Below are 25,546 nucleotides of genomic sequence, written 5' to 3'. Positions count from 1 at the left end.
ATAAGTTATAAAAACATAATACTTTGGAGGAATTATGATAGACTTAAAGTTTTTAAGAGAGAATCCGAATCTCGTAAAAGAAAATATTAAAAAGAAATTTCAGGACCACAAGCTTCCACTCGTTGATGAAGTAATCGAGTATGACAAGAAGGCCAGAGAGGCACAGCAGGAGGCTGATGATCTTCGTGCAAAGAAGAATCAGGTTTCTAAGCAGATCGGTGCTCTTATGGCACAGGGCAAGAAGGAAGAGGCTGAGGCTGTAAAGGCTGAGGTAGCACAGATTTCAAAGCGCCTCACAGAGCTTGAGCCGCTCGAGAAGGAGTATCAGGACAAGGTGCTTGAGGATATGATGAAGATTCCAAACATCATCGATCCATCAGTTCCAATCGGAAAGGATGATACCTTCAACGTGGAGAACGAGAAGTTTGGCGAGCCTGTTGTTCCTGATTTCGAGATTCCTTATCATACAGATATCATGGAGAGATTTGACGGAATAGACCTCGATGCAGCAGGAAAGGTTGCAGGAAACGGTTTCTATTATCTGATGGGAGATATCGCACGTCTTCACTCAGCCATGACAGCATATGCGCGTGACTTTATGATTGGAAAGGGCTTTACATACTGTATCCCGCCATTCATGATCCGTTCAAACGTTGTAACAGGCGTTATGAGCTTTGAGGAGATGGATGCCATGATGTACAAGATTGAGGGAGAGGATCTCTACCTCATCGGCACATCTGAGCACTCTATGATCGGTAAGTTCATCGATACAATAAACGATGAGTCAAAGCTTCCATACACACTCACAAGCTACTCACCTTGCTTCCGTAAGGAAAAGGGTGCACACGGCATCGAGGAGAGAGGTGTTTACCGTATCCACCAGTTTGAGAAGCAGGAGATGATTGTTGTCTGCAAGCCAGAGGAGTCAAAGGAATGGTATGAGAAGATGTGGAAGTACACAGTAGAGCTTTTCAGAAGTCTCGATGTGCCTGTCCGTACTCTCGAGTGCTGTTCAGGAGACCTCGCAGATCTCAAGGTTAAGTCATGCGACGTAGAGGCATGGTCACCAAGACAGAAGAAGTACTTCGAGGTTGGAAGCTGCTCTAACTTAGGCGATGCACAGGCAAGACGTCTCAAGATTCGTGTGAAGGGCGAGGATGGCAAGAAATACTTTGCACATACTCTTAACAACACAGTTGTTGCTCCACCACGTATGCTCATCGCATTCCTTGAGAACAACCTGAATGCAGATGGCTCTGTAAATATCCCTAAGGCACTTCAGCCATATATGGGTGGTACAGAGAAGCTTATTCCGAAGCACTAGTTTTTGAAATAAATTAGTTCATGCAGATAATTTAATACATGTAAATATAACAGCCGTAGCTGCGATTGAAAAAGAAATCGCGGTTACGGCTGTTTTGTGATAAAAGATAAGCTTTTTAATGATATTTACAGAGAAGAAAATCCCTTACCAAACACCTCACTGGTGCTCATCACAGACATAAAAGCATGCAGCTTATTCTGATGTATGAAGCTTCTAAGCTCTATGGCCTGCTTCTTTGTAAGAGTGCTGAAAACGATATAGTTTGGTTCTCCGGTGTAGGCACCTCTGGCCTCCACATATGTGGCGCTCTTCTCAAGAGTGTTGGTGATGTAATCGCATATCACATCCTTGTCATCGCAGATAAGCATTATGGATTTTCTGAGCATAATGTTTTCGATGATTGCATCAATCATAAATGATTTCACAACAAGTCCGACAAATGAATACAGAGCAGTCTTTATATCAAATACAAAGCAGGCAATGATAATCATGACGAGGTCAGTGAGAAATAAAGCCATGCCGATATTTTCAACCTGTGTATATTTTTTTACAATCATGGCGATGACATCGGTTCCGCCGCTTGAAGCCCCCACATAGAAAAGCAGTGCAGATGCGATTGCAGGAAGCGCGATGGCAAAAATCAGCTCAAGCATTGGCTCGTTTGAGAGCGGATGAGTGAGTGGGTCAAGCTTTTCAAGCACCAGAAGCTCAACAGACAAAAGTACTGTGGCATAGGTGGTCTTAATAGCAAAGCCTTTGCCGAGGAAGAAAAAGCCCACTACAAGCAGAAGCATATTCACAATAGTAGAAAACATACTTGCTGAGAGCGGCGTTATCTTTGCAAACACAACTGCAGCACCGGTTACGCCACCGAAGGTAAAGTTGTTTGGGAACTTGAAATAGTATACACCGATTGCCATGATGGTGATACTGAGTGTCATTATCAGAAAATTTTTTATCTGTTTAAGCATTTGTTGTTCTCCTTTATGATCTGACAGCTTATAAGGTATTTATTTCAGTGCTGTGTATCATAGCTTTCTTTTGTATTATTAATCGTTCAAATCTTAATATTAATTGTATGGATAGTGTAGGACGATGAATGTCTGATGTCAATATAATACGTGAAATAAATTATAAGTATTATTTCTATAAAAGATATATTATATTAGTAAAACTAATAAGAATAATTACAATATATAATTGGAAAATTTAGCACTATGAAGGTATACTATAGGTATTGAACGAATTGCAGATTATTAGGAGGAACAATAATGGATTACAAGAATTCAGGTGTTGATATCGAGGCAGGTTACAAGTCAGTAGAGCTTATGAAAAAGCATGTAAAGGAGACTATGAGACCGGAGGTGTTAGGTGGTCTCGGAGGCTTCTCAGGAGCGTTCTCACTTGCTTCCATCAAGGATATGGAGGATCCGGTGCTTTTATCGGGAACAGATGGCTGCGGAACCAAGGTGAAGCTTGCTTTCATCATGGACAAGCATGATACAATCGGAATCGATGCAGTTGCCATGTGCGTAAATGATGTGGCATGTGCAGGCGGTGAGCCATTATTTTTCCTTGATTATATAGCATGTGGCAAGAACTATCCGGAGAAGATTGCTACAATCGTAAGCGGTGTGGCAGAGGGCTGTAAGCAGTCAGGCTGTGCACTTGTTGGTGGCGAGACAGCAGAGCATCCGGGTCTTATGCCTGAGGACGAGTACGACCTTGCAGGCTTTGCAGTTGGTGTGGTTGACAAAAAGGACATCATCACAGGCGAGGGCTTAAAGGATGGCGATGTACTTATCGGAATGGCATCAACAGGCGTACATTCAAATGGATTTTCACTTGTCAGAAAGATTTTCAAGATGGACAAGGAGACATTAAATACATACCATGAGGAGCTTGGCACAACACTTGGAGAGGCACTTCTTGCCCCTACAAGAATCTATGTAAAGGCTCTTAAGGCTGTAAAGGACGCAGGAGTTACAGTAAAGGCCTGCAGCCATATCACAGGTGGAGGCTTCTATGAGAATATCCCACGTATGCTCATCGATGGCAAGCGTGCCGTAGTCGAGAAAAACAGCTACCCTGTTCCACCAATCTTTAAAATGATGGCAAGAGAGGGAAATGTCGAGGAGCAGATGATGTACAATACCTACAATATGGGACTTGGAATGATTGTTGCAGTTGACCCTGCAGACGTGCACAAGACTATGGAGGCTATGAAGTCTGCCGGAGATACACCATACGTAGTCGGAAAGATTATTGATGGCGAGAAGGGTGTAGATCTCGTATAAATTACAGACAATTGACATCGTTGCGAGGAAAAAGAATGAAAATTGCAGTATGTGTATCGGGTGGCGGCACCAATCTTCAGGCCATCATAGATGCAATAGATAACGGAACAATTACAAACACACAGATAGAGGTTGTTATCAGCAACAACGCAGATGCATATGCACTTGAGAGAGCAAAAAAAGCAGGAATAAAGGCAGTATGCATCTCGCCAAAGAGCTATGAAAACAGAGCTGCCTTCAATGAGGATTTCCTAAAGCAGCTTAACTCATATCATGTGGATTTAGTCGTACTGGCTGGATTTCTGGTGGTGATTCCACCGGAGATGATAAAGCAGTACAGAAACAGAATCATAAATATCCATCCATCGCTTATCCCATCCTTCTGCGGCACAGGCTACTATGGACTTAAGGTGCATGAGGGAGTGCTTGCACGCGGTGTGAGGGTGACAGGTGCCACCTGCCACTTTGTTGATGAAGGCACAGACACAGGCCCTATTATTTTACAGAAGGCAGTCGAGGTAAAGCAGGGAGACACACCTGAGGTGCTTCAGCGCAGGGTGATGGAGCAGGCTGAGTGGAAAATCATGCCACGCGCTATCGATTTGATAGCGAATGGAAGGGTGTCAGTAGAAGACGGACATGTTATTATAGATGAGAAGTAATGACAATGAAAAGCTTATATAGCTTAGTTATAGGAGGCAAAAATGAAGGTATTAGTAGTAGGAAGCGGCGGAAGAGAGCATGCAATATGCAGGGCTGTTGCAAAGAGCCCGCGCGTTGACAAGATATACTGTGCACCGGGCAATGCAGGTATAGCTGCACTTGCAGAGTGTGTGCCAATCGGTGCGATGGAGTTTGATAAGCTTGTATCATTTGCAAAGGATAATGCCATTGATTTCACAATCATCGGCATGGATGATCCGCTTGTAGGTGGTATCGTTGATGAGTTCGAAAAGGCAGGTCTCAAGTGCTTCGGACCAAAGAAGAATGCAGCTATTCTTGAGGGCTCAAAGGCATTTTCAAAGGACCTCATGAAAAAGTATAATATCCCAACTGCGGCATATGAGAATTTTACTGATGCCAAAGAGGCTCTTAAATATTTAGAGACGGCAAAGTTCCCTATCGTGTTAAAGGCAGACGGACTTGCTCTCGGAAAGGGTGTGCTTATCTGCAATACTCTTGAGGAGGCAAAAGAGGGTGTCAGAACCATCATGGAGGATAAGAAATTCGGAACAGCCGGAAACACTATGGTAGTTGAGGAGTTCATGACAGGCCGTGAGGTTTCTGTGCTTTCATTTGTAGACGGAAAGACTATCAAGATTATGTCATCTGCGCAGGATCATAAGCGTGCAGGCGATGGAGATACTGGTCTTAATACAGGCGGCATGGGCAATTTCTCACCTAGTCCGTTCTATACAAAAGAGGTCGATGATTTCTGTAAGAAGTATATTTATCAGGCAACTGTAGATGCTATGGCTAAAGAGGGCAGACCTTTTACAGGAGTTATCTTCTTCGGACTCATGCTCACTGAGGATGGACCAAAGGTGCTTGAGTACAATGCAAGATTCGGAGATCCTGAGGCTCAGGTGGTGCTCCCTCGTATGAAGAATGATATCATCGATGTGATGGAGGCCTGTGTAGACGGAACTCTTGACACAATAGATTTGCAGTTTGAGGACAATGCATGCGTATGTGTAGTTTTGGCATCAGACGGATATCCTGTCAAGTATGAGAAGGGCTTTAAGATGACAGGTTTTGAGAAGTTTGACGGCAAAGAGGATTATTACTGCTATCATGCCGGTACCAAATTTGATGCTGACGGCAATATCGTCACAAACGGTGGACGAGTGCTCGGTATCACAGCAACAGGAGCTACACTCAAGGAGGCCAGAGCCAAGGCTTACGAGGCAACAGAGTGGGTACAGTTTGATAATAAATACATGAGACATGATATCGGAAAGGCAATAGATGAAGCATAAGGGTATTATTTTTGATATGGATGGAACTCTCTGGGATTCAGCAGAGAACGTGGCAAAATCATGGAATAAGGCCATAGCTGATTATGGATATGAGAGGGCACCTATCACAAAAGAGGACATGTATTCAGTAATGGGAAAGACAATGGATGTATTGGCATCCATTATCTTTCCTAATTGTGCTTGCAGAGACGAGTTAATTAATGTATGCTATAAGGAAGAAAACGATTACCTGACAGCTCACGGAGGAGAGGTTTATCCGGATGTTGAAAAGACACTTGATGAGCTGTCAAAAAGCTATGACCTGTATATAGTCAGCAATTGCCAGTGTGGCTATATCGAGTCTTTTTTTGCGTACCACGGACTTGGCAGGTATTTTAAGGATACTGAGTGCTACGGCAACAATGAGCTTGAGAAGTCAGAAAACATAAAGCTTATTGTAGAGCGCAATAATATAGATGAGGCAGTGTATGTCGGTGACATTCAGGGGGATTACGATTCCAGCAAAAAGGCAGGAGTAAAGTTCATCCATGCAGCATATGGTTTTGGCACAATAGATGACGATGTGCCGGCAATTCACAGATTCTCTGAGCTGCCACAGGTGGCTTCAGGAGTGTTTAATGAATTAAACAGCTCTGATGAGAATTGATTTTTATTTTTAAGTTTATGAATATGTAGATAACGGGGTTTCCACATGGCAGATAAGCGTAACAGAGGGAGAAGAATTACAGATAGAACAATGGAGGCTTACTATGAGCTGATGAAGATTGTTGCAGAAAACAACCATGAGCGCATGTTTGAGTACTATGTGGAAGCTGACGAGGCATATATTTTCAAAATAGCAAACTCTTCTCCGGCTCAGGAGACAGTATATCCATGTTTTAAACAAAATATCGACACATACATGTCAGAGTGTCCGGCAGACAGTATCGAAAGCTTCAAAAAGCAGCTTGATAAATGTCTGCTTCGGCCTATGCGTACTGCATTTCAGCTTAACTTTATATCAGAGGATGGCAAGAGTAAGCCTGTCGAGATGTACATGGTCAGCATACCTGATCTGGATAAAAAGGTATGTATGGTAGCCGGAGTGATGTTTGATATCAGGGATGAAAAAGGTCTTTTGGACTCCCTGACAGGCACATACAATCACCTCGCATTTGAGAATAAATGCACATCGCTTATCAGGCAAAAGGGAACAAAGCTTTTGTTTGTGATGCTTGATGTGGATGATTTCAAGATAGTAAATGATACCTTGGGACACAATGTGGGGGATAGGGTATTAAGCCAGACAGGACAGGTGCTTAAGGAAGCAGTTGGAGCCAATGGTATAGTTGGCAGGCTTGGCGGTGATGAGTTTGCTGCGATTGTATTTGGATTAGAGGACAGTGATGCTGTGGACGAGTTCTGCGTAAAGCTGTCAGGCAAGCTGAAGAATATTATTTTTGATATGGAGTATTCTGCATCAATCGGCATGACTACAGGCGATGACAGAGAGCTGACCTTTAAGGATCTGTACTATGAGGCGGATCAGGCCATGTATTACTCAAAGAGGCAGGGAAAGAATCGCATATCATTTTTCGATTCCATCAGGAAAAATGATGTAAGCATTCCGCATAATTCAGGCGCTCTTTCCCATACAGGTGTATCCTGCAAGCTGTCAGATATGGAGATATTCTCGTATGATGAAGTGCCGGACTATATACTTGCAGTAGATGAGGAGAGCCGTAGAATAGTATTTGTAAATAAGGCTATCAGAAATTCAAGCATTATGACAGCAACTCAGATTGATGAATTTATTTCAAAGCCGTTTGATGATGGATTCATTGATTTGTTTTTACGGAAAAAAGAGCAGGGAAACAGAGTATCGGTTTTTTCAGGAAAGGATCATCCCGACAATATAGTTGCAAAGCTCTTAGGCGAAAAGAAGCTCATAGTCAAGCTGACTCATAAGGATTATAATGGCTATAGACTGCTCAAGATGATAGATTTGAGTAATGAGTCAAAGCTGAATGCTGTTATGAGACAGATAAGCAGCTACAGGTCTTTTATGCAGAATTTCATTGATGCTATTAATGATACCACTGAAGGCTTGGGGTATAAGAACTATTTACGGCTGCTTAGAGAGTTTTACAATGCAGATTGTGTGGCTGTTATTTATAATGGAGAGAGTGAGTGGGATACAATTGAAGAGATACATATACCAAGTGCCCAGATTATGGCAAAGGTTGTTAATGAATCTGTTTCAAGTGGTGCAATTGCAGATTTTCTCGCTCTGTTCAATGACGCCGGCCGTGTGTTCATAGGTGATATTAAGTCAATTGAGAGTGAATACGGGAATTTATTCAAGCGTATGGCTGATGTCAGAATATGGTCTGCATCTGCTGTTTTGCTAAACAAGAGGGAACAATGCTTTGGTGCTATCGTAGTTATGAATCCAAGAGCCAATTCAGGAAGTCTGGATTTGATTGATATGGTTGGTATTTCAATATCGAATAGTCTGTTTTATGAGAAGGCAAGGGCAGAGTATGAGTACAGACTCAATTTTGACCAGGTCACGGGCTTAAGAAAGAGGGAGACCTTTAATAATCTCGGGGAGAGCTATGTAGAGTATGACTGTAGCTCAATGGGAGTATTTGCATCAGATATCATAAGGCTTTCGGATATAAATGATAAATTTGGGTATATGGCAGGAAATGCGCGTCTTAGGATGGTTGCAAATGTGATCAGCGGCGTTTTTACAGGCTATGATATATACAGGTACGAGCAGGATGAGATAGTTGTTTTTTGCAAGGATATTGATAAAAAATCATTTATGGGGCTTGTCAGGATAGTAAGGGAAAGCCTTGATGATCTGGATGTCTCAGTATCGACAGGCTTTAGCTGGACGGATAAGCCTGATATCGCAAGGCAGCTCTCAGAGGTTCGCTTAATGTACGATATTGAAAAGGATACAAAGCTTAAGAGTCTTGACAGTACAATGAGAAATAAGGTATTTAAGGACGTGGTTTCTGAGATTGATAAGGGAAGCTTTATGGTATATTATCAGCCGAAGGTTGATTCCAGAACAGGTATCACCGTCGGGGCAGAAGCCCTTATCAGATTTTTTGATGGGGCTCATGGCATTGTAGGACCAATTCATTTTATTGAGATTTTAGAAGAAAACAGATGCTCGCATCTTATTGATTTATTTGTGCTCGATGAGGTTTGTAAAGCGCAGAAGCATCGCTGTATAAATGAAAAGAGAGTGGTTCCTGTTTCAGTGAATTTTTCAAAGAATACGCTGGAATATGCAGGTCTTTTGGAGCAGGTGAAGGAGATAATGAACAGGTATGATCTTCCGGAGGGGCTTGTTCAGATAGAGATAACAGAGTCTGTAGGTGATATGGACGTTGCATTGATAAATAATATCGCCCAGTCTCTTATTTCGATGGGCTTTCGCCTTTCGATGGATGACTTTGGTACGAAGTACTCTAATCTTGAGATGCTCTTTAAGTTTCCGTTCAGTATTGCAAAAATTGATCGTTCCCTGGTCAAGAACCTGGAGAGCAATGAAAAGAGCAGGATTATGTTAAAGCACCTCATATCCATGATTAAGGAGCTTGGCATAGAGTGTGTTGCCGAGGGTGCAGAGAATGAGGAGCAGGTAAGTCTATTACAGCAGTTTGGCTGTAATATTATTCAGGGCTATTTCTATTCAAAGCCGGTTACACTTGATGTTTTCACGAATGAGTTCGTGGAAAAAACAAGGAATCAGTTGTGATTCACAATTTTATATATAGTGCAGCTATTAACAGGCACCTATAGCAGGAAAGCGGATAACAGCTGCAAAAAAAGATAAAAGGAAAGGAAGAAAAATGTTAGAGAAAATCTTCAAACTCAAACAAAACAACACAACGGTCAAGACAGAGATTCTTGCCGGTCTGACAACATTCATGACCATGGCATACATCATTGCTCTTAACCCAAACCTCCTCACCGGATTCGGTGCTGAGGGAACAAAAGCATTATGGAACGGAGTGTTTTTGGCAACCTGTATTGCTTCGGCAGTCGGTATGTTTGTCATGGCATTTCTTGCCAACAAGCCATTCGCACTGGCTCCGGGTATGGGACTCAACAGCTTTTTTGCTGTAGTAGTTGCCAATATCGTAAGTATCACAGGCCTGTCATATGTTGATTCATTCCAGGCTGCACTGTGTATCATCCTTATTGAGGGTATTTTATTCTTCATACTTTCAATATTCAATATCCGTGACAAGATAGTAGATGCCATTCCTTATGGTGTCCGCATGGGTATTTCACCGGCTATCGGTCTTATGCTTTTAAATATCGGCTTTGGCTCAAATGCCGGTGTTTACTCAAAGGACGGTGGACCATTTTATGTGATGAAGGATTTCTTCGGTGCACTCACACCGGGACTTGCCAAAACAAATATGACAGATGGATATTCTTCAATGGTGCTCACTGTTGTGACCATGTTCATCGGACTTTTTGTTATCATTATTTTAGCGCACAAGGGCGTCAACGGAGCAGTACTTTTTGGTATGCTTGCAGCCTGCGTGGTTTACTGGGCAGGAGAGGCTATCTTCTTCGGAACAAACCCATTTGCATCACTTGCAACAGCTTCATTTGTGCCACAGTTTAAGGATATGGCAGATACCACACTGTTCAAGTTCGATTTCAAGGATTTTATCAGCATTGGATGGTTTACAGCAGTTTCACTCATCATCACTTTCTGTATCATCGATATGTTTGATACCATCGGAACACTCGTTGGTACTGCATCACGAGCAGGAATGGTTGACAAAGAGGGAAATATGCCAAACATGAAGGAGGCCTTGATTTCCGATTCAGTTGCCACAATGGTTGGTGCCGTAACAGGTACATCTACCGTAACAACATTTGTTGAGTCTGCATCAGGTGTAGAGGCAGGTGGACGAACAGGTCTTACAGCCTTCACAACAGGTATCCTGTTCCTTGCATGTATCTTCATCGCACCGCTTGCAGCAATCATTCCAGCCGCAGCAACATCATCAGCACTTATCTATGTTGGTATTCTGATGCTTGGCGGTCTTAAGAAGGTGGATTTCGAGGACCTGTCACAGGTTGCTCCTGTGGCGCTCATGCTTATTGCAATGCCTATTTCAGGCTCTATCGGACATGGTATAGGTCTTGGACTTATCACATATACTGTACTCAAGGTATTTACAGGAAAAGCTAAGGAGGTTTCTGTCCTCACTTATGCTATTTCGCTTCTTTTCCTTGTGAAGTTCTTCCTTGTAGTGTAGTGCTTTAAGGCTTAGTGACTCATAGTGGTTCATAATGGTTATAGCACGAAAATGCCACTACAGCACAGTTTAATGCATCCGTAAGCCGGTACTGCGTCACTAAGAGGCTGTAAGAATTATATATTCAGATTGTTATAGACCATGACACAACCGGCTTTTACATGCCGTCCATGGCATATAACGCCTTGCCCCGCCATCCTTGGCGGGGCATTGTTGTGTGAGGAAATAATTCTAACAGCCACTAAGTGACTGCGTAAGGCTTACTGATGCATTAAACTGTACTGTAGCGGCATTTTCTTACGTAGTGACAATAATTTACACATGCAAACATATGTTCTTGACAATTAAGCGTAATCAATGTAGAATTGCAGTATGGACAAGCATAATGAAGAGCACATTTATGTGGCAATAGATTTAAAATCATTTTACGCATCAGTAGAGTGCAGAGAGAGGGGAAAGGATGCTCTGACCACTAATCTGGTCGTGGCAGATCCAACCCGCACGGAGAAGACCATCTGTCTTGCTGTATCGCCTGCGCTTAAGGCATATGGCATACCGGGTAGGGCGCGCCTTTTTGAGGTGGTACAGCGTGTGAAGGAGGTAAATAAGCTACGTCTGTCGAAGCTTCTGGCAGGTGAACAGCAAAATAGAATTCAGGCTGAGGGTAATCCGGATGAAAGAAAAAAATATGTAACAGAAAATGATATAACAGAAAGCACAATGGCAGGCTTTGAGTATGCATCATATAATGCGAAGCTGCTTGACGCACATCCGGAGTATGAGCTTACATACATTGTTGCCCCACCGCGTATGGCCTTGTACATGGATTACAGTACACGTATATACAATATTTATCTTAAGTATATCGCTCCTGAGGATATCAGCGTTTACTCGATAGATGAGGTTTTTATGGATGTGACACACTATCTTCGCACTTATCATATGACGGCAAGGGAGCTTGCGTCAAAGATGATAGATGATGTCCTTAAGGAGACAGGTATCACAGCAACCTGTGGTATTGGAACCAATCTGTATCTATGCAAGATAGCCATGGATATTATGGCAAAGCATGCTATGCCTGATGAGCGTGGAGTGCGTATAGCAGAGCTCAACGAGAGCAGCTATAGGCGAAAGCTGTGGGATCACCGGCCGATTACCGATTTCTGGAGAGTGGGAGCAGGATATGCCAAAAAGCTTGAGGCAGCCGGCATGTATACCATGGGCGATGTGGCCAGGTGCTCGCTCGGAGGACCGAATGATTTTTACAATGAGGAAAAGCTGTATAAGATGTTTGGCATCAATGCGGAGCTTCTCATAGACCATGCATGGGGGTATGAGCCTGTCACGATAGCGGATATCAAGGCCTACAGACCGCAGACTAACAGCATCAGCTCTGGGCAGGTGCTGCAGGAGCCTTATGATTACGAGAAGACAAAGCTCATTGTGCGTGAGATGACGGACCTTCTTGTGCTTGATCTGGTGGACAAGAGGCTGGTTACAGACCAGATAGTACTCACTATCGGATATGATATTGCGAATTTGTCTAATAAGGCGGATAGCTGTTCCGGCAATAATTATGACCACGTAGGAAACAATAAAGACAAAGACCGCAATGGCAGTAAAAAAAGCACACACAGAGCTTATACAGGCGAGATTACCATAGACCGCTACGGCAGAAAGGTTCCAAAGCATGCTCATGGCACGGCTAACTTAGGACGTTTTACGTCATCCACGCGCATCATCATGGATGCTGTTATGGAGCTTTATGACCGTATCATAGATCCTTCTCTTCTGACACGCAGGATTACTGTGGTAGCAAACAGGGTTTGTGATGAGAGTAAGGTGCAGGAAAGTGAACAGTTTGAGCAACTTGATTTATTTACGGATTATCAGGCAAAGGCTAAGGAAAAGAAGAAAGAGGATGAGGCGCTTTCCAAGGAGAGAAAGCTTCAGGAGGCTATGATTTCCGTCAAGAAGAAATATGGAAAGAATGCCATGCTAAAGGGTATGAATCTTGAGGAGGGTGCCACAACTATTTCGAGAAACAACCAGATTGGCGGACACAAGGCATAGCAGCAACTGCTGTGGTTCTTAATCGGATTTTTCTTAGTGGTTTAAAATAGTTACGAAAAAGTATATAAGGAGCATGGCATGGGAAAATACGATGATATTATAGATTTGCCGCATCACGTGTCAAAGGTACATCCGCAGATGTCTGTATGGGACCGCTCGGCACAGTTTGCACCTTTTGCAGCACTTACAGGTCATGAGGAGGCCATTGCAGAGACAGCAAGACTCACAAACGAGTGGCATGAGCCGGATGAGGACAAAAAAAGAGAGCTTGATGAGAAAATGAATGAGCTCATGATGCTTTATAGAAAGCGTAATTTTAATTCAGGAAGTTTATATGACGAAACTGCTATAAATACCGGAGCTGAAATTTATTTTGAAGTGACATACTTTGTGCCGGATGAGCACAAGGAGGGGGGCAGCTATGAGCATGTGACAGGGTATCTTAAAAAGCTCGACAGCATAGGACAGCGTATGATTATTGTGGATGATAATGGCATAGAGACGATAATAGATACCAAATGGATATATGATATTGTATAGAAAGCAGGAAAATTTAAAGATGGACAAGCAGATAGAAAGAACAGGGGATGACAATAAAAATAATATTGGTGTGTTATATGGCATCGGTGTGGGGCCGGGAGATCCCGAGCTTATGACGTTAAAGGCTATTAATAGAATAAAAGCATGTGACATCATTGCAATCCCTGCAGTTTCAAAAGAGGAATGCTATGCGTACAGCATAGTGCAGGCTGTTTTACCGGAGATAGAGAAAAAACAGATTATGTGCACTCCTTTTCCCATGATAAAGGACAAGGAAAAGCTGGCTATATCACACAATAAGATATACAGTGACATAGTCTGTGAGCTTTTAGCAGGAAAAAATGTGGCAATGCTTACAATCGGCGATCCGAGCGTGTATTCAACATATATGTATATCCATAAGCGTGTCATTCAGGCAGGCTTTACGGCAGTGATGATAAGCGGGGTGCCGTCTTTTTGTGCGGCGGCAGCGCGGCTTGGGATTTCGCTCGGTGAGATGAGGGACGAGATACATATCATACCGGCTTCGTATGATGTGAGGGATACCATGGGATATGGTGGTACCTGTGTCTATATGAAATCGGGAAAGAAGCTTGCAGAGCTGATAGAGGTGCTTCGTACAACTGATGGGAGCGATACAAAGACAGATGAAGAAGCTGATATGTGCTTATCAGACGTGAATTCTAAAGGCGGTATCAGAAAAAAGAAAATGACAGTGTACGGTGTGACCAACTGTGGCATGGAGTCTGAGCGTGTATACAGAGGGCTGGATGAGCTTAGCGAAGCAAAAGGATATCTGACAATAGTTATAGTGAAATTGTAGTATTAAGTTACCAATAATTTATGGCGATTGCAAGATTGGAAATGGTAAGCAAATTCATTTTGAAATAATGTGATTGTATTTAGGCGAGGAAGCGCAAAAAATCCTGTCAAGGCAGGGAGGCATAGAGCCCGGGCTTTATAGGTTATTCATTCATTTCAGCTTTGATATCGTCTTCAGTAGCCTTCATAGCATCGAGAGTCATTGTAAGAAGCTTTTCAAGTTCCCAGCCGAGCTGTGTGGCACCACGTTCAATTACCTCACGTGAGCAGCCTGCAGCAAAACCCTTGCTCTTGTATTTTTTCTTTAAGGATTTAAGCTCCATATCCTTTGTGCTCTTTGATGGACGCATAAGGGCTGTGGCCCATATAAGACCGGTAAGCTCATCTGCGGCAAAAAGCACTTTTTCCATTTCGTGCTCAGGTGCGACATCTACTGTGATGCCGTAGCCGTGTGATACAACGGCGTGTATTATATCTTCACTAACGCCGCCTTTTCGCAAAAGCTCCGGAGCCTTTATGCAGTGCTGATCAGGATAAAGCTCGAAATCAATGTCATGGAGTAATCCTACAATACCCCAATATTCAGCATCATCGCCATATCCGAGCTTGGTTGCATACCATTTCATGACAGCCTCAACAGTGAGAGCATGCTGTATATGGAATGGGTCTTTATTGTATTCTTTAAGTAGGTCGAAGGCCTGTTCTCTTGAGATGTGTTCCATTGTATATTCCTCTTTTCCTAGCTGTATTGTATGATTTATACTATTTTAATGTTTTAACGGGAAAAAGTCAAATGATTTTTCCATCAATACTTATTGTTACAACCTGCCATGGTATGAATTTTCCACTGTTTTGAAGAGCTTTTTTGGCCGCAATCTCCAAGCCACCACAGCAAGGAACTTCCATTCGGACAATAGTTACACTTTGAATGTTGTTATTTTGAATAATAGCAGTCAGCTTTTCACTATAATCCACCTGATCTAATTTAGGACAACCAATCAAAGTTACCTTGTTTCGAATAAAATCCTGATGAAAGGCGGCATAAGCGTAAGCAGTACAATCAGCTGCGATTAAAAGCTTTGAGTCGTTAAAATATGGTGCATTAACAGGAGCCAGTTTGATCTGTACCGGCCAGTTTTGAAGCTTTGATCCTGAATCTGCGGTTGAAGAAGCTTTTGCAGGCTCAGGGGTTTCTGTCCGTCTGATCTGCATGATTTTAGATCCAGGACAGCCGGAGTGAGAGGTCATTGCCCGGTTTTTGGCAGCTATTTTCTTTTGTGCTTCTTTTACGGCTTCTTCATCATATTCAGGTGCTTCTCTCTCCTCAAATGAGATGGCTCCAGTAGGGCATTCAGGGAGACAATCTCCTAGCCCGTCGCAGAAATGTTCTCTTACCAATTCTGCTTTTCCGTTAATGATATCAATGGCGCCTTCGTGGCAGGCAGATGCACAGGCACCACAGCCGTTACATTTTTCTTTATCAATCTTTATAATCTTTCTTATCATTTTTAACCTCCGTCAATAGTATTTAGCGTTTGTTTATGCTAGAATTATAGTATTATAAATACAACTAGTATGTTTGATTTCCAACAGGGAGGAACTATTTTGGAAAAATATTTACCTATTCTAAGAAACTGTCCATTTTTTAAAGGGCTAACTGATAACGAGATATTATCCATATTACATTGTGTAAACGCAACAGTAATTTCTAAAGAACGGGATTCATATATTTTCAGAGCAGGGGATATTACAGAAGTAATGGGGCTTGTGGTGTCAGGCTGCGTCCTCATTATTCAAGAAGACATCTGGGGACATCGAAATATTTTGTCAAAATGTCACGCAGGAGATTTTTTTGGTGAGCCGTATGCAGCAAGCCGGAGAGCCGTTTTAAATATCAGTGTGGTAGCAGATGAGGATTGTGAGATTATTCTATTAAATGTCAAAAGACTTATGGTTACTTGTCCAAATGCATGTGAGCATCATCAGAGGCTTATCCGTAATCTGGTCAGTGTCCTGGCAAATAAGATACTGATTCTGAACGATAAGATCACGCATGTTGGAAAGCGAACAACGAGAGATAAAATATTATCATATCTGTCGGCAGAATCTATCAGACATTCGTCGCTATCCTTTGATATTCCTTTTGACCGGCAGCAGCTGGCAGATTATCTTTGTATTGACCGTGCAGCAATGTCTACAGAGATATCAAAGTTACAAAAAGAGGGCTTTATAAAAACAAATCGAAATCATTTCGAATTGCAATTGAGTATAATCAAAAAGAAGAACTATACAATTTAGGCAAGCTGTAGAAATGAAGCCAGGTGACTGCATCAATATTCCTACAGGTGTTAAGTACTGACATGGAGCCGCACCGGATAGCACCAAGAGGACTATTTTTTGTGTTAGCGCCACTTAATGATTGTGGATGTCAAAACACCCGTTTAGTGATATAATAAACTCTGTATATTCATTAAATGGAGGTGCTTATTATGGCAGTCCCAAAAGTTGACGGACAATTTATAGCAGAGGCTATTAAATATATTGATGAGAATGGAGTTCCTTGGCACAATATGAGTACCAAGTATGAGCTTGTATGGGAAAACGGTAATACCTATCCACCAAAGTATGTCATCGCAGTAGCAAATCATTTGCAAAATGGTGCAGAGATAGATGTATCCGGATATAATGCTGTCGAAGCAAAAAACTATCTTACTGCAAAAGAATATGAGATTCAGATTAAGCAGACAAAATATGAGATTACTATAACATCAGAGTCTGTTACTTCTACTGATGATTCATTCACTATGGATAATATTAGTGCAGGAGATGTGTTCAAGCCTTTGGATGCATCATTTGTTTCTGCCGATGGAACTGTTATCAAAAGAAAATATGGGAAAGGTGAGAAACGGAATACAAACCAAACTTTACCACGTATTGCGTTTCAAATTTATGAAAAACAGATTGCAGCCTTGCCAGTAGAAGAAAAAGAACAGTTTCCAATTTTAGAAGAGGACTTAGAATGAATAAATTTGATGTAATTAAAAAATATATTGATGAGTTTGATTATTACGGATTACTTGCTAGTTGTGCACCAAATGATGAATTTGATAGTTATTCACACAAGTTTGCAGATGTTATCTCAGAGAATTGCACAGTTGAGGAGATTGCAAGAATTATTGCTGAAACAATGGATAAAGCTTTTGCAGAAGAAATAAATCCAGAAAAGTTTATGGAAACAGCGAGATTGAATCGTACGGAATTATATGGAGAGGGCTAGTAAAATTTCATCTATGTAACGAACTCGACAGATTCAAGGTTGTACCTGAGTTTATATAAAATGAATTGAATACAAATGACCTAAGAGCCATTGTAGAAATTGAAATCTACAGTGGCTTTTTTCATGCAACAAAATGAGGGGAATACTAAAAAGTCCTTGACATTTCGTCTCAGGAATAACCGAAGAATCTGTTCTGCTAATGGTGGATTGCCTGCAATGGTTAAGCGACAACAATACTATGCTTGTGGGCTATTTAGCATTACTTATTGACGTATTATAGAAATATTTTGTTTACTTTCAGGTTCTAAAATATGACGACAATCCAACTTGTAGTTTTGATTGACTAATTGATTGACAAAAAAAATAAAGTTGCTGAAATATTTTCTTTAGAGTTTTTTTAATGGGATACGATTTCGAATTACTTCAAAAGAAAGTTCTTTAATATCCTTTTTTCTAATAAAACAACGTGGAAGTCTGTCGGCTGGGCGATTTTTCATGGATTACATAGTTGGGCGTATATAAGGAACTGGCAACACAGGAAGACTTCGATAGATTTTGATGGAAAACTAAGACTCCTAGTGGTAAAATAGAAAAAAACTGTTAGGAGTTGATTGTTTGAAAGTTTCAAATACAAGACGAATAGCTGAGAAACTTATGCAGATAATGCAGATAAAAGAAGTATCATCTATGGTTAATGTGATTATTACAAATAACATTGCAGCAAATTCAATTATACCAGAGGATCCAGATGCACTAAGGGAAAAAGCTATAGTGATACAAAAGGAAATGCCGGAGTATTCTGTTGATAGAGTGATGATGCTGCTTATGATAGAAGCAATGGTTGGACCACACCTAGAGCATCAACCAGAAGTAATGGAATTCTTTATGAACTGGATTGCAGCAGAGAGTAAAGTGTTTGATGTAGCAGAATTTAATAAAAATTCGTATATAAAAAACATTGATTTTGCTAATCAATCAAATGGCGATTATGAATTGAGATATCATGATTTGAGTCCTTATGAATTGGATATTTATAATATTCCAAAGCGAATTGATGAACTTTGTGTTGACATACCGCGAGTAAGTTGCTTTACAGAGGAGTTTAAATATCCAGTTATCTTCCAAAAAAGTATCAATAGCACTTGGATGTCGGTGTCGCCTAATGAAGTGTTTACAATGGAGAAACCAATAAAAAATGCAAAAGGAAAAGTACTTACTCTTGGATGTGGAATGGGATATTTTGCTTATATGGCATCCATAAAAGAAGATGTTGAGTCAATTACCATAATTGAATTGGAACAGAGTGTAATTGATTTATTTGAAAAATGTATTTTGCCTCAGTTCGAAAACAAAGATAAGATTACGATTGTAAAAGCTGATGCAGTTGAGTATCTTCGCAATATTGAAGATGGAGTTTATGATTATTGTTTCGTAGATATATGGATTGGCATAGAAGACATTGCACCATATTTTGCTGTAAAAGAGATAGGACGAAATCTTCGAAAAACAAAAATCGAGTATTGGATAGAAGATTCATTTGCAATATTGTTATCAAGTAGTGTTTGGATTGAGATAATGAAAGCATTTTCCGAAGCTAACAAAATGGAAATTCCTCCGTTAGATGAGAGTAAACTTACTTCATCAGATAAAAGGAAAGAAAATTATATTCACAGACTATTAAGTGATGTAGAAATATCCAAGCCGGAACACATAGATTATTACATGAAACCGCAAAATATTATTTCACTTATAGACAGAACAGATATTATATTTTAACTAATAAGCATAAATCATAGGCTTGGGTGCTTTTTTACTGGTAAAAATAAGGCTTGGATGATATAATATAATTCAGTGATTTTGTAACCATTTTTAAGAGGTAAAGTATTGTAAAATAAAGAATTCATCCCGTATTCATACCGAAGTTTTATAGGCATTCGGGCGAGTTCTGGATGTTTTTTGATTGGAGGAGACGCAATGGGATGTATATGTCCAAAGTGTAAATCGAATAATGTTATTCCCATCATGTATGGATATCCTGCTCCAGAAGCTATGGAAGAGGCGGAAAAAGGTAATCTCAAACTTGGTGGTTGTGAAGTATTTATTGGTGGTGTACAGCCAGATCGTTTCCGTAAAGACTGTGAGCATGAATGGTGCATAGAGAATTTTCTTGTTGAAGATATAGTAAAGATACGATTTCGTTATTGGTCAAACTGGGGGATGCTATGATCCAGAATCAATAGAGGAAGACCAATGGGCATTTGAAGTGTTCCCCAACGGCACGATTAAGTATTTTGCTTATCCAAGAGCAAGTAGACGAGTTCTTGATAAAGAAATAGTACATATTGAGAAGGATAGGGTTGCTGATTTTTATCAGAATGTAATATGGCTGTATCGCCCTTGGACGGAGATTATTGAATGCAAGGTGTGTGATGGCTGTAGCTATGAACTGACAATTACATACAAAGATAATAGAAAAAAGAAAATGCATGGAGATTTAGGCGGAGGAACTGTCGATAAAACAGTCACAGATTTTCTTTACACTATCCCAGAAATAAAAATAAAGCTAGAGAGGGAATACGATGATTAACCTTGGTACATTACAGGAAATAATAGATATAAGAGAAGTATGGCCACACGAGGCGCATGACTTTACTCCTTGGTTGACAAAAAATATATCTATTCTAGGTGATGAAGTAGGTATTGACATTACTATAGAAGAAACAGAATCATCAGTTGGTGATTTTAATGTAGATATATTTGCCATAGATGCAGACACAGGTAAGAAGATTATTATTGAGAATCAGCTTGAAGAAACTGACCATGACCATTTAGGTAAGTTAATTACTTATGCATCCGGGAAGTCTGCTGATTTGGTAATTTGGCTTGTAAGAAAAGCAAGACCAGAACATCGTGCTGCAATTGAGTGGCTCAATAATCATACGGACGAAGGTGTTGGATTTATTCTCTGCGAGATTAAGGTGTTTAGAATTGGAAATTCTGAACCAGCACCAAAGTTTGAGATTATTGAGCAACCTAACAATTGGGTTAAGGAAATGAAAAAGCCTTCCAGATCCATTGAGAGAACTGTTCTTCCGAAGATAAAAGATATGCTTGAGTGGAGCGTTGTAAAAGCTGGTGATGTTCTTATTGCAAAAGGAACCGACGAAGAAGCGACTCTTCTTGAAAATGGTCATGTTTCCATCAATGATGAAGAGATGTCCATGCAGGATTGGCTTAAAAGAATTACAGGTTGGAAGTCTGTAGAAACATATAAGTTTGCGATTCATAAGGAATCTGGTAAGAGTTTGTCTCAAATTCGTAAGGAATATATGGACGAACAGGAATAATACTGATGTTAGCAGGGAGAATATAAAATGTTATTTCGCATAGAAGATAGTGAAAATGAAGATGGAGTACACAGAGAGTATAGCATATTACCACAGGATTTACCTACAATGCCTATGTCTGAAATTGAAGTATATATAGCAGATGAGATAAGAAAAGAAGTAAATGGAGCAAATAATAGGCGCTTACTAAGTTATTCCAAATCATTGGGAATTTGCCTTCTGAAGTATAATAAATATGCTGATAATGAAATACATTTAAATGGTGAATCCGTTTTTGATTATATAACATACTATGAATGCAAATTGCAAAAAGCAGAGTTTGAAGTATATAGTCTTGATTATGCACTTATGGATTTGGAAATTGAAAATAAAAACAAAGAAGTAATATTAACAAATTTTGTGATTGATGTATCAGACAACAAGTTGTTAGATTCTTATTTATTAAAATTTACAGGAGTCGGTAGAAAGAGGTTAGCATCTCCTGAGAAAGATAAGGAAGTACTTTTGTTTCAGTCTCCACAAGATTTAGTTATTAAACAATATAGTGATTCGGTTTATTTGCTATATGCATTGGTGATAAAATATGGAATGAATGATTATATACATGATGTTTTAATTGATTATGTTTCCAAGTTGGAAGATTTTAGATTTGAATTTTGTGAATCAGATGAACGTGCAGCAATGATACATATAATCGATTACTTATATAAAAACCAAAAGTTGGAACGGAAAAGGAGAGTTGCAGTGATTATGGATAGTTTTAATAACGGTGATATATCTGGATATTATGATCCTATAACACAATTCCATGATATACAAAACCAATGGTTCGAAGAAGCTTTTGCGTTGAGTGATTATAATGATAATGTTATTTCTGATGGAATATGGAACTGTTATAATAGAAACAGGAGAGATTAATTACGCAGAAAACCGCTAAAAAGTTGGAGTTAATAAAATGGTAGATACTTGCAAATCAAGTTCTTTTGAACAACAGAATGCAGAAACTTATGTTGCAGCAATTGTTGAAGGATGGTTAGGCTGTCAAATGGAGTGAAATGCAAAAGTGGTACTTTATTCTGGAATACATATTGAGCCGGATTTATATTCAGAAGATGAAAGAATTATATGTGAGATTTTTGCACATATAGGTGTTTTGAAGGTTGGTCACCAGCATAAGATAACGTAGGATATTTTGAAAATGCTATTATTGGAGAAAACTAAAGGTTTTCAATATAGAAAAATTATTGTTGTTGCAGATGATAAAGTAGAAAAGTACTTACATGGAAAATCATTTATTGCAGAAAGCGTTCGGCAGTTTGGAATAGAAGTAAAGAAGATTAATCTTTCTGACGAGATTCGAATGAGTGTTTCGAATGCCCAGGTTAGACAGATTATGATAAATTCGAATTAAAAGTTTAGGAGGTACAGTTATGGCATATCAGACAGCTCTAACTATAGAGAGTGTTATAAAAGATATTGATGCAAAGAAATATTTGTTACCATCGATTCAGAGAGAATTTGTATGGAGTACAAAGCAGATAGAGAAACTTTTTGACAGCCTTATGATGGACTATCCCATCAATGCATTTCTTTTTTGGAAAGTACCAAAGGAGAAAGCAAAGGAATTTAGTTTTTATGAATTTCTGAGAGATTATCATCAGAGAACAGGTAGACACAATCCAAAGGCAAATATAAGCGGTTCAGATGATATTATTGCAATTCTGGATGGACAGCAAAGAATGACTTCTCTTTATATTGGATTGAAGGGATCATATGCATATAAACTTTCATATAAGAGGTGGGATAACCCACAGGCATATCCACCAAGAAAACTATACTTAAATGTTTTAGCAGAATCGGAAGATAACGACTTGACATATGATTTCAGTTTTTTAACTGATACTGAAGTTAAAAATATGAATAAAGAAAAGGATTCAAATGGAAATGCTAAATATTTTTGGTATAAAGTAGGGGAAATTCTTGATGTTCAAGAAGAATATGAAGTAAATGAGATTCTGATAAAAAATGGACTGAATGCCCATCCTAATTTCATTTTTGCAAATAAAGCCTTATTTAAACTCTATGGAGTAATCAAGAAGAATCAAACAATCAGTTATTATTTGGAAGAAAGCACAGAACTCGATAAGGTTTTGAATATTTTTATTCGAGTAAATAGTGGTGGTACTACATTAAGTTATTCTGATTTGTTACTTTCATTTGCAACTGCACAATGGCAGCAGAGGGACGCACGTGAAGAACTAAATAAATTCATGGATGAAGTTAATATGATTGGACGTGGATTTAATGTAGGAAAGGATATCATTCTGAAAGCTTGTCTTGTTTTAAGCGGATTTTCAGATATTTCATTCAAGGTCGATAATTTCAATCGTTCTAATATGCTGGTCATTGAGCAGAATTGGGATGAACTTACAAATGCATTCAGAATGGCGGTAGAACTGATATCTTCATTTGGATATAGTAGAGAGAATATTACATCAAATAACTTGATTATTCCGATTGCCTACTACATTAAATCAATTGATAGTCCGGCAAACTTTGTGACATCAAGTGTCTATGCGGAGGATAGAAGACTTGTCAAGAAATGGTTTATTGCTTCATTACTTAATAGAGTCTTTAGTTTTATGCCTGACGGATTATTAAAACCTGTGAGAACCATTATTGATAATAATCCTGGTAAGTTTCCATATGAGAAAATTGCCGATTACTTCCGTGGAACTAACAGAGATATTTTGTTTACTGATGATAGTATTGATAACTTGTTATGGACAAAGTATGGTACAGGCGATTTACTGATTGTGTTATCTGTTTTATATCCTTGGGCAGATTTAAAGAACAACTTCCATATCGACCATATCTATCCAAAGAGCAAGTTTACAACGAAGAAACTTGCCAAGAAAGGTATTCCAGAAGATAAGATTTCATATTACATTGAGAATGTTAATTATCTTGGAAATCTTCAGTTGTTGGAGGCCACTCCTAATGAGGAGAAGAATAACAAAGACTTTGACGAGTGGTTGAAAGAGGCATTCCCAAATCCAGATCAGCTTAAGGTATATAAAGAGAAACATTTTATTCCAGATGTTGATTTATCATTTGGTAATTTCGAGGAGTTTTTGGGTGCGAGAGAAGAATTGATTGTTGAAGCATTAAAGAAGGAATTGATGTAGGGGGAATAGAAATGGAATATACACCGATGGAAAAATCTGTTCTATCCTTATTTGATAGAACAGATTTTAAGAATATTTCCAAAAATGAATTGATTGGATATGCATCAAAATTAAATGAATTAAGACCAGAAGTTGCAAAAGAAGTAATTGCTCAGTTCCCAGAACTTGCAAAATTAATTCAATCGACAGCTATCGAATACAAAGGTATGCTAGAAACAATCATTGCAAGTGATGATGAAAGCATTAAGCAAGTATATGGAATTCTGGATAAGGAATTAGATTCGGCAGCTGAAAGTAGAAAAGAATATTCGCAATTAGCAAGTCAAGTTTTGGATGACTTAAGTAAAGGGTTATCTAACCCCAATCTTTCAGAAGAAGAAAAGAGTAAAATAAGAACGCAGGAAATTGAAGTGTTAAAGATGGTTGGTGAGAAGGACACAGAGATTAGAGAGCAGGAAAAGGAAATTGTTAATACTGCGGATAAGAAGGATTCTGAAAAAAGAGCATTTAATTGGAAAACAATCGGTATAGCAAGTATGTTTGCTGTTACCGTAGTTGGAATTGGAGCGGCTGCTCTTGGTGGCAATTTTAATGTTAAATTACCAAAGAAATCTTGAGGAAAAGGGTGTTCAAATGAACCCCTAAAATTGTGTTAGTAAAACACCGTGATTTCTACTACGATTTTACTACTACACACGGCTGTGAAATGCTAATCCTTGCAAAGATATGCCGATTGTGTAGTTTACACTTAAAAATAATGAATGCCTGGAAAAACCGATAAAACCTTGCAAAACTCGGCATTTTAGGATAGGAGATTTTTATGATACGCGTACTTTTCATCTGCCACGGCAGAATCCGTACTTTTGTCTGAAATGGCTTAAAATCAAGGCTTTTGGGGAATGAGAATGGTATTTGTACCCCCCCCATTGTCCCCCTATTTTGCGCGAGTGTACCGCGACAACCTAAAATCAAAGCTTTCGGGTTGGAATTTGTTAACCGGACTGTCCTCGATAAAAATGAATATGATTTGTGGTGAAAGAAGTTCCTGCGGGGAGCAGATGGACCGATTTTGAAAAACTCTGTATCAATTTTCTTTACAGATAAACTTTGTTCATAGATTTATGGTATAATCAGTTTAAGCGCTTGAATAAAGGAGATTATCCGGGAAGAAAATGAGAAGGCGCAGACGAAATGATTCTGTAATTCCGTCACTTCATGGGAGATAAATGTTATAGTGAATTTATAGTGAATAGAGAAACGCGATAGCGTAGTAAGCAATAATTTCAGATAATCCAGGTTTGATCAGAGAGGAGAAGAATATGAACAACTATTGTATGATCCAGAACTCCAAAACGTTTGCATTTTCCGCAGAGAATCCAACCGGTGTACGCGCAGGTGGTTCCCAGGGCGGTGACTG

24 protein-coding genes are annotated in these 25,546 nt (G+C 39.6%); 21 read left to right on the top strand and 3 right to left on the bottom strand.

What is annotated here, in order from left to right; all coding sequences use genetic code 11:
* Positions 1-34: 34 nt before the first annotated feature.
* Complete coding sequence (serS, locus tag ACW6PM_RS04320) at positions 35-1,324, top strand: serine--tRNA ligase (RefSeq protein ID WP_456056325.1); 1,290 nt, start codon at positions 35-37, stop codon at positions 1,322-1,324.
* A 125-nt stretch (positions 1,325-1,449) separates the two neighbouring features.
* On the opposite strand, the gene ACW6PM_RS04315 is transcribed toward serS, so the two are convergent.
* Entirely contained in the window at positions 1,450-2,295 is an 846-nt protein-coding gene (locus ACW6PM_RS04315) for a YitT family protein (RefSeq protein ID WP_456056324.1), read from the bottom strand.
* 300 nt (positions 2,296-2,595) lie between these two features.
* On the opposite strand from ACW6PM_RS04315, the gene purM reads away from it, so the two are divergent.
* From purM to cobI, 9 genes are all read left to right on the top strand, one after another.
* The gene (purM, locus tag ACW6PM_RS04310; RefSeq protein WP_456056323.1) at positions 2,596-3,621 is read left to right on the top strand and encodes a phosphoribosylformylglycinamidine cyclo-ligase; all 1,026 of its coding nucleotides are present in this window, start codon (positions 2,596-2,598) and stop codon (positions 3,619-3,621) included.
* A 35-nt stretch (positions 3,622-3,656) separates the two neighbouring features.
* A complete protein-coding gene (gene purN, locus ACW6PM_RS04305) occupies positions 3,657-4,283 on the top strand; it encodes a phosphoribosylglycinamide formyltransferase (protein ID WP_308669298.1) in 627 nt (208 codons plus the stop codon).
* 42 nt (positions 4,284-4,325) lie between these two features.
* Positions 4,326-5,600, top strand: a complete 1,275-nt coding sequence (purD, locus tag ACW6PM_RS04300; RefSeq protein ID WP_456056322.1) for a phosphoribosylamine--glycine ligase — start codon at positions 4,326-4,328, stop codon at positions 5,598-5,600.
* Entirely contained in the window at positions 5,590-6,246 is a 657-nt protein-coding gene (locus ACW6PM_RS04295) for an HAD family hydrolase (RefSeq protein WP_308669300.1), read from the top strand. The genes purD and ACW6PM_RS04295 overlap by 11 nt, the downstream gene beginning before the upstream one ends.
* A 45-nt stretch (positions 6,247-6,291) precedes the next feature.
* Positions 6,292-9,357 carry a bifunctional diguanylate cyclase/phosphodiesterase gene (locus ACW6PM_RS04290; protein ID WP_456056321.1) on the top strand — a complete coding sequence of 1,022 codons (3,066 nt, stop codon included), beginning with the start codon at positions 6,292-6,294 and terminating at the stop codon, positions 9,355-9,357.
* Between the two features lie 94 nt (positions 9,358-9,451).
* Positions 9,452-10,882, top strand: coding sequence for an NCS2 family permease (locus ACW6PM_RS04285; RefSeq protein ID WP_308669302.1), 1,431 nt, complete (start codon positions 9,452-9,454; stop codon positions 10,880-10,882).
* A 372-nt stretch (positions 10,883-11,254) separates the two neighbouring features.
* A complete protein-coding gene (locus ACW6PM_RS04280; RefSeq protein WP_456056320.1) occupies positions 11,255-12,955 on the top strand; it encodes a Y-family DNA polymerase in 1,701 nt (566 codons plus the stop codon).
* A gap of 78 nt (positions 12,956-13,033) precedes the next feature.
* Positions 13,034-13,495 carry a hypothetical protein gene (locus ACW6PM_RS04275; RefSeq protein WP_456056319.1) on the top strand — a complete coding sequence of 154 codons (462 nt, stop codon included), beginning with the start codon at positions 13,034-13,036 and terminating at the stop codon, positions 13,493-13,495.
* Positions 13,496-13,514: 19 nt separating this feature from the next.
* A complete protein-coding gene (cobI, locus tag ACW6PM_RS04270) occupies positions 13,515-14,318 on the top strand; it encodes a precorrin-2 C(20)-methyltransferase (protein ID WP_456056318.1) in 804 nt (267 codons plus the stop codon).
* Positions 14,319-14,460: 142 nt separating this feature from the next.
* Here cobI and ACW6PM_RS04265 read toward each other — a convergent pair whose 3' ends face one another.
* Together ACW6PM_RS04265 and ACW6PM_RS04260 are read right to left on the bottom strand one after the other, a co-directional pair.
* The gene (locus ACW6PM_RS04265; RefSeq protein ID WP_456056317.1) at positions 14,461-15,039 is read right to left on the bottom strand and encodes an HD domain-containing protein; all 579 of its coding nucleotides are present in this window, start codon (positions 15,037-15,039) and stop codon (positions 14,461-14,463) included.
* Between the two features lie 67 nt (positions 15,040-15,106).
* Complete coding sequence (locus ACW6PM_RS04260; protein ID WP_456056316.1) at positions 15,107-15,823, bottom strand: 4Fe-4S binding protein; 717 nt, start codon at positions 15,821-15,823, stop codon at positions 15,107-15,109.
* Between the two features lie 99 nt (positions 15,824-15,922).
* On the opposite strand from ACW6PM_RS04260, the gene ACW6PM_RS04255 reads away from it, so the two are divergent.
* From ACW6PM_RS04255 to ACW6PM_RS04205, 11 genes are all read left to right on the top strand, one after another.
* Entirely contained in the window at positions 15,923-16,615 is a 693-nt protein-coding gene (locus tag ACW6PM_RS04255; RefSeq protein WP_456056315.1) for a Crp/Fnr family transcriptional regulator, read from the top strand.
* A gap of 191 nt (positions 16,616-16,806) precedes the next feature.
* The gene (locus tag ACW6PM_RS04250) at positions 16,807-17,340 is read left to right on the top strand and encodes a hypothetical protein (protein WP_456056314.1); all 534 of its coding nucleotides are present in this window, start codon (positions 16,807-16,809) and stop codon (positions 17,338-17,340) included.
* Positions 17,337-17,594, top strand: a complete 258-nt coding sequence (locus tag ACW6PM_RS04245; RefSeq protein ID WP_117997632.1) for a hypothetical protein — start codon at positions 17,337-17,339, stop codon at positions 17,592-17,594. The genes ACW6PM_RS04250 and ACW6PM_RS04245 overlap by 4 nt, the downstream gene beginning before the upstream one ends.
* A 615-nt stretch (positions 17,595-18,209) precedes the next feature.
* Positions 18,210-19,370 carry a spermine/spermidine synthase domain-containing protein gene (locus ACW6PM_RS04240; RefSeq protein WP_456056313.1) on the top strand — a complete coding sequence of 387 codons (1,161 nt, stop codon included), beginning with the start codon at positions 18,210-18,212 and terminating at the stop codon, positions 19,368-19,370.
* Positions 19,371-19,568: 198 nt separating this feature from the next.
* Positions 19,569-19,820 carry a hypothetical protein gene (locus tag ACW6PM_RS04235; RefSeq protein ID WP_456056312.1) on the top strand — a complete coding sequence of 84 codons (252 nt, stop codon included), beginning with the start codon at positions 19,569-19,571 and terminating at the stop codon, positions 19,818-19,820.
* A gap of 37 nt (positions 19,821-19,857) precedes the next feature.
* Positions 19,858-20,181, top strand: a complete 324-nt coding sequence (locus ACW6PM_RS04230; protein WP_456056311.1) for a hypothetical protein — start codon at positions 19,858-19,860, stop codon at positions 20,179-20,181.
* Entirely contained in the window at positions 20,174-20,941 is a 768-nt protein-coding gene (locus tag ACW6PM_RS04225; RefSeq protein ID WP_456056310.1) for a hypothetical protein, read from the top strand. Before ACW6PM_RS04230 ends, ACW6PM_RS04225 begins: the two co-directional genes overlap by 8 nt.
* 27 nt (positions 20,942-20,968) lie before the next feature.
* On the top strand, positions 20,969-21,859 hold the full coding sequence (locus ACW6PM_RS04220; RefSeq protein ID WP_456056309.1) for a hypothetical protein: 891 nt from the start codon (positions 20,969-20,971) through the stop codon (positions 21,857-21,859).
* Positions 21,860-22,139: 280 nt separating this feature from the next.
* The gene (locus ACW6PM_RS04215; RefSeq protein WP_456056308.1) at positions 22,140-22,352 is read left to right on the top strand and encodes a hypothetical protein; all 213 of its coding nucleotides are present in this window, start codon (positions 22,140-22,142) and stop codon (positions 22,350-22,352) included.
* A gap of 19 nt (positions 22,353-22,371) precedes the next feature.
* Positions 22,372-24,129: a DUF262 domain-containing protein gene (locus ACW6PM_RS04210; RefSeq protein WP_456056307.1), complete on the top strand. Its 1,758-nt coding sequence runs from the start codon at positions 22,372-22,374 to the stop codon at positions 24,127-24,129.
* Positions 24,130-24,140: 11 nt separating this feature from the next.
* Positions 24,141-24,746 (top strand): hypothetical protein, encoded by a 606-nt coding sequence (locus ACW6PM_RS04205; protein WP_456056306.1) that lies wholly within the window; start codon positions 24,141-24,143, stop codon positions 24,744-24,746.
* The last annotated feature ends 800 nt before the right edge of the window (positions 24,747-25,546 follow it).

The sequence above is a fragment of the Agathobacter sp. genome (assembly GCF_977054825.1).
Note: the sequence above shows the minus strand (reverse complement) of the source record. Positions and strands in the feature narration are given on the sequence as shown.

What these genes read in the sequence shown, in the direction of transcription:
- purN (WP_308669298.1), top strand. Translation starts at nt 3,657, where the DNA reads ATGAAAATTGCAGTATGTGTATCGGGTGGCGGCACCAATCTTCAGGCC.
- purM (WP_456056323.1), top strand. Translation starts at nt 2,596, where the DNA reads ATGGATTACAAGAATTCAGGTGTTGATATCGAGGCAGGTTACAAGTCA.
- ACW6PM_RS04275 (WP_456056319.1), top strand. Translation starts at nt 13,034, where the DNA reads ATGGGAAAATACGATGATATTATAGATTTGCCGCATCACGTGTCAAAG.
- serS (WP_456056325.1), top strand. Translation starts at nt 35, where the DNA reads ATGATAGACTTAAAGTTTTTAAGAGAGAATCCGAATCTCGTAAAAGAA.
- ACW6PM_RS04245 (WP_117997632.1), top strand. Translation starts at nt 17,337, where the DNA reads ATGAATAAATTTGATGTAATTAAAAAATATATTGATGAGTTTGATTAT.
- ACW6PM_RS04285 (WP_308669302.1), top strand. Translation starts at nt 9,452, where the DNA reads ATGTTAGAGAAAATCTTCAAACTCAAACAAAACAACACAACGGTCAAG.
- ACW6PM_RS04215 (WP_456056308.1), top strand. Translation starts at nt 22,140, where the DNA reads ATGCTATTATTGGAGAAAACTAAAGGTTTTCAATATAGAAAAATTATT.
- cobI (WP_456056318.1), top strand. Translation starts at nt 13,515, where the DNA reads ATGGACAAGCAGATAGAAAGAACAGGGGATGACAATAAAAATAATATT.
- ACW6PM_RS04225 (WP_456056310.1), top strand. Translation starts at nt 20,174, where the DNA reads ATGATTAACCTTGGTACATTACAGGAAATAATAGATATAAGAGAAGTA.
- ACW6PM_RS04250 (WP_456056314.1), top strand. Translation starts at nt 16,807, where the DNA reads ATGGCAGTCCCAAAAGTTGACGGACAATTTATAGCAGAGGCTATTAAA.
- ACW6PM_RS04290 (WP_456056321.1), top strand. Translation starts at nt 6,292, where the DNA reads ATGGCAGATAAGCGTAACAGAGGGAGAAGAATTACAGATAGAACAATG.
- ACW6PM_RS04235 (WP_456056312.1), top strand. Translation starts at nt 19,569, where the DNA reads ATGGGATGTATATGTCCAAAGTGTAAATCGAATAATGTTATTCCCATC.
- ACW6PM_RS04260 (WP_456056316.1), bottom strand. Translation starts at nt 15,823, where the DNA reads ATGATAAGAAAGATTATAAAGATTGATAAAGAAAAATGTAACGGCTGT.
- ACW6PM_RS04315 (WP_456056324.1), bottom strand. Translation starts at nt 2,295, where the DNA reads ATGCTTAAACAGATAAAAAATTTTCTGATAATGACACTCAGTATCACC.
- ACW6PM_RS04295 (WP_308669300.1), top strand. Translation starts at nt 5,590, where the DNA reads ATGAAGCATAAGGGTATTATTTTTGATATGGATGGAACTCTCTGGGAT.
- ACW6PM_RS04205 (WP_456056306.1), top strand. Translation starts at nt 24,141, where the DNA reads ATGGAATATACACCGATGGAAAAATCTGTTCTATCCTTATTTGATAGA.
- ACW6PM_RS04210 (WP_456056307.1), top strand. Translation starts at nt 22,372, where the DNA reads ATGGCATATCAGACAGCTCTAACTATAGAGAGTGTTATAAAAGATATT.
- ACW6PM_RS04265 (WP_456056317.1), bottom strand. Translation starts at nt 15,039, where the DNA reads ATGGAACACATCTCAAGAGAACAGGCCTTCGACCTACTTAAAGAATAC.
- ACW6PM_RS04280 (WP_456056320.1), top strand. Translation starts at nt 11,255, where the DNA reads ATGGACAAGCATAATGAAGAGCACATTTATGTGGCAATAGATTTAAAA.
- ACW6PM_RS04220 (WP_456056309.1), top strand. Translation starts at nt 20,969, where the DNA reads ATGTTATTTCGCATAGAAGATAGTGAAAATGAAGATGGAGTACACAGA.
- purD (WP_456056322.1), top strand. Translation starts at nt 4,326, where the DNA reads ATGAAGGTATTAGTAGTAGGAAGCGGCGGAAGAGAGCATGCAATATGC.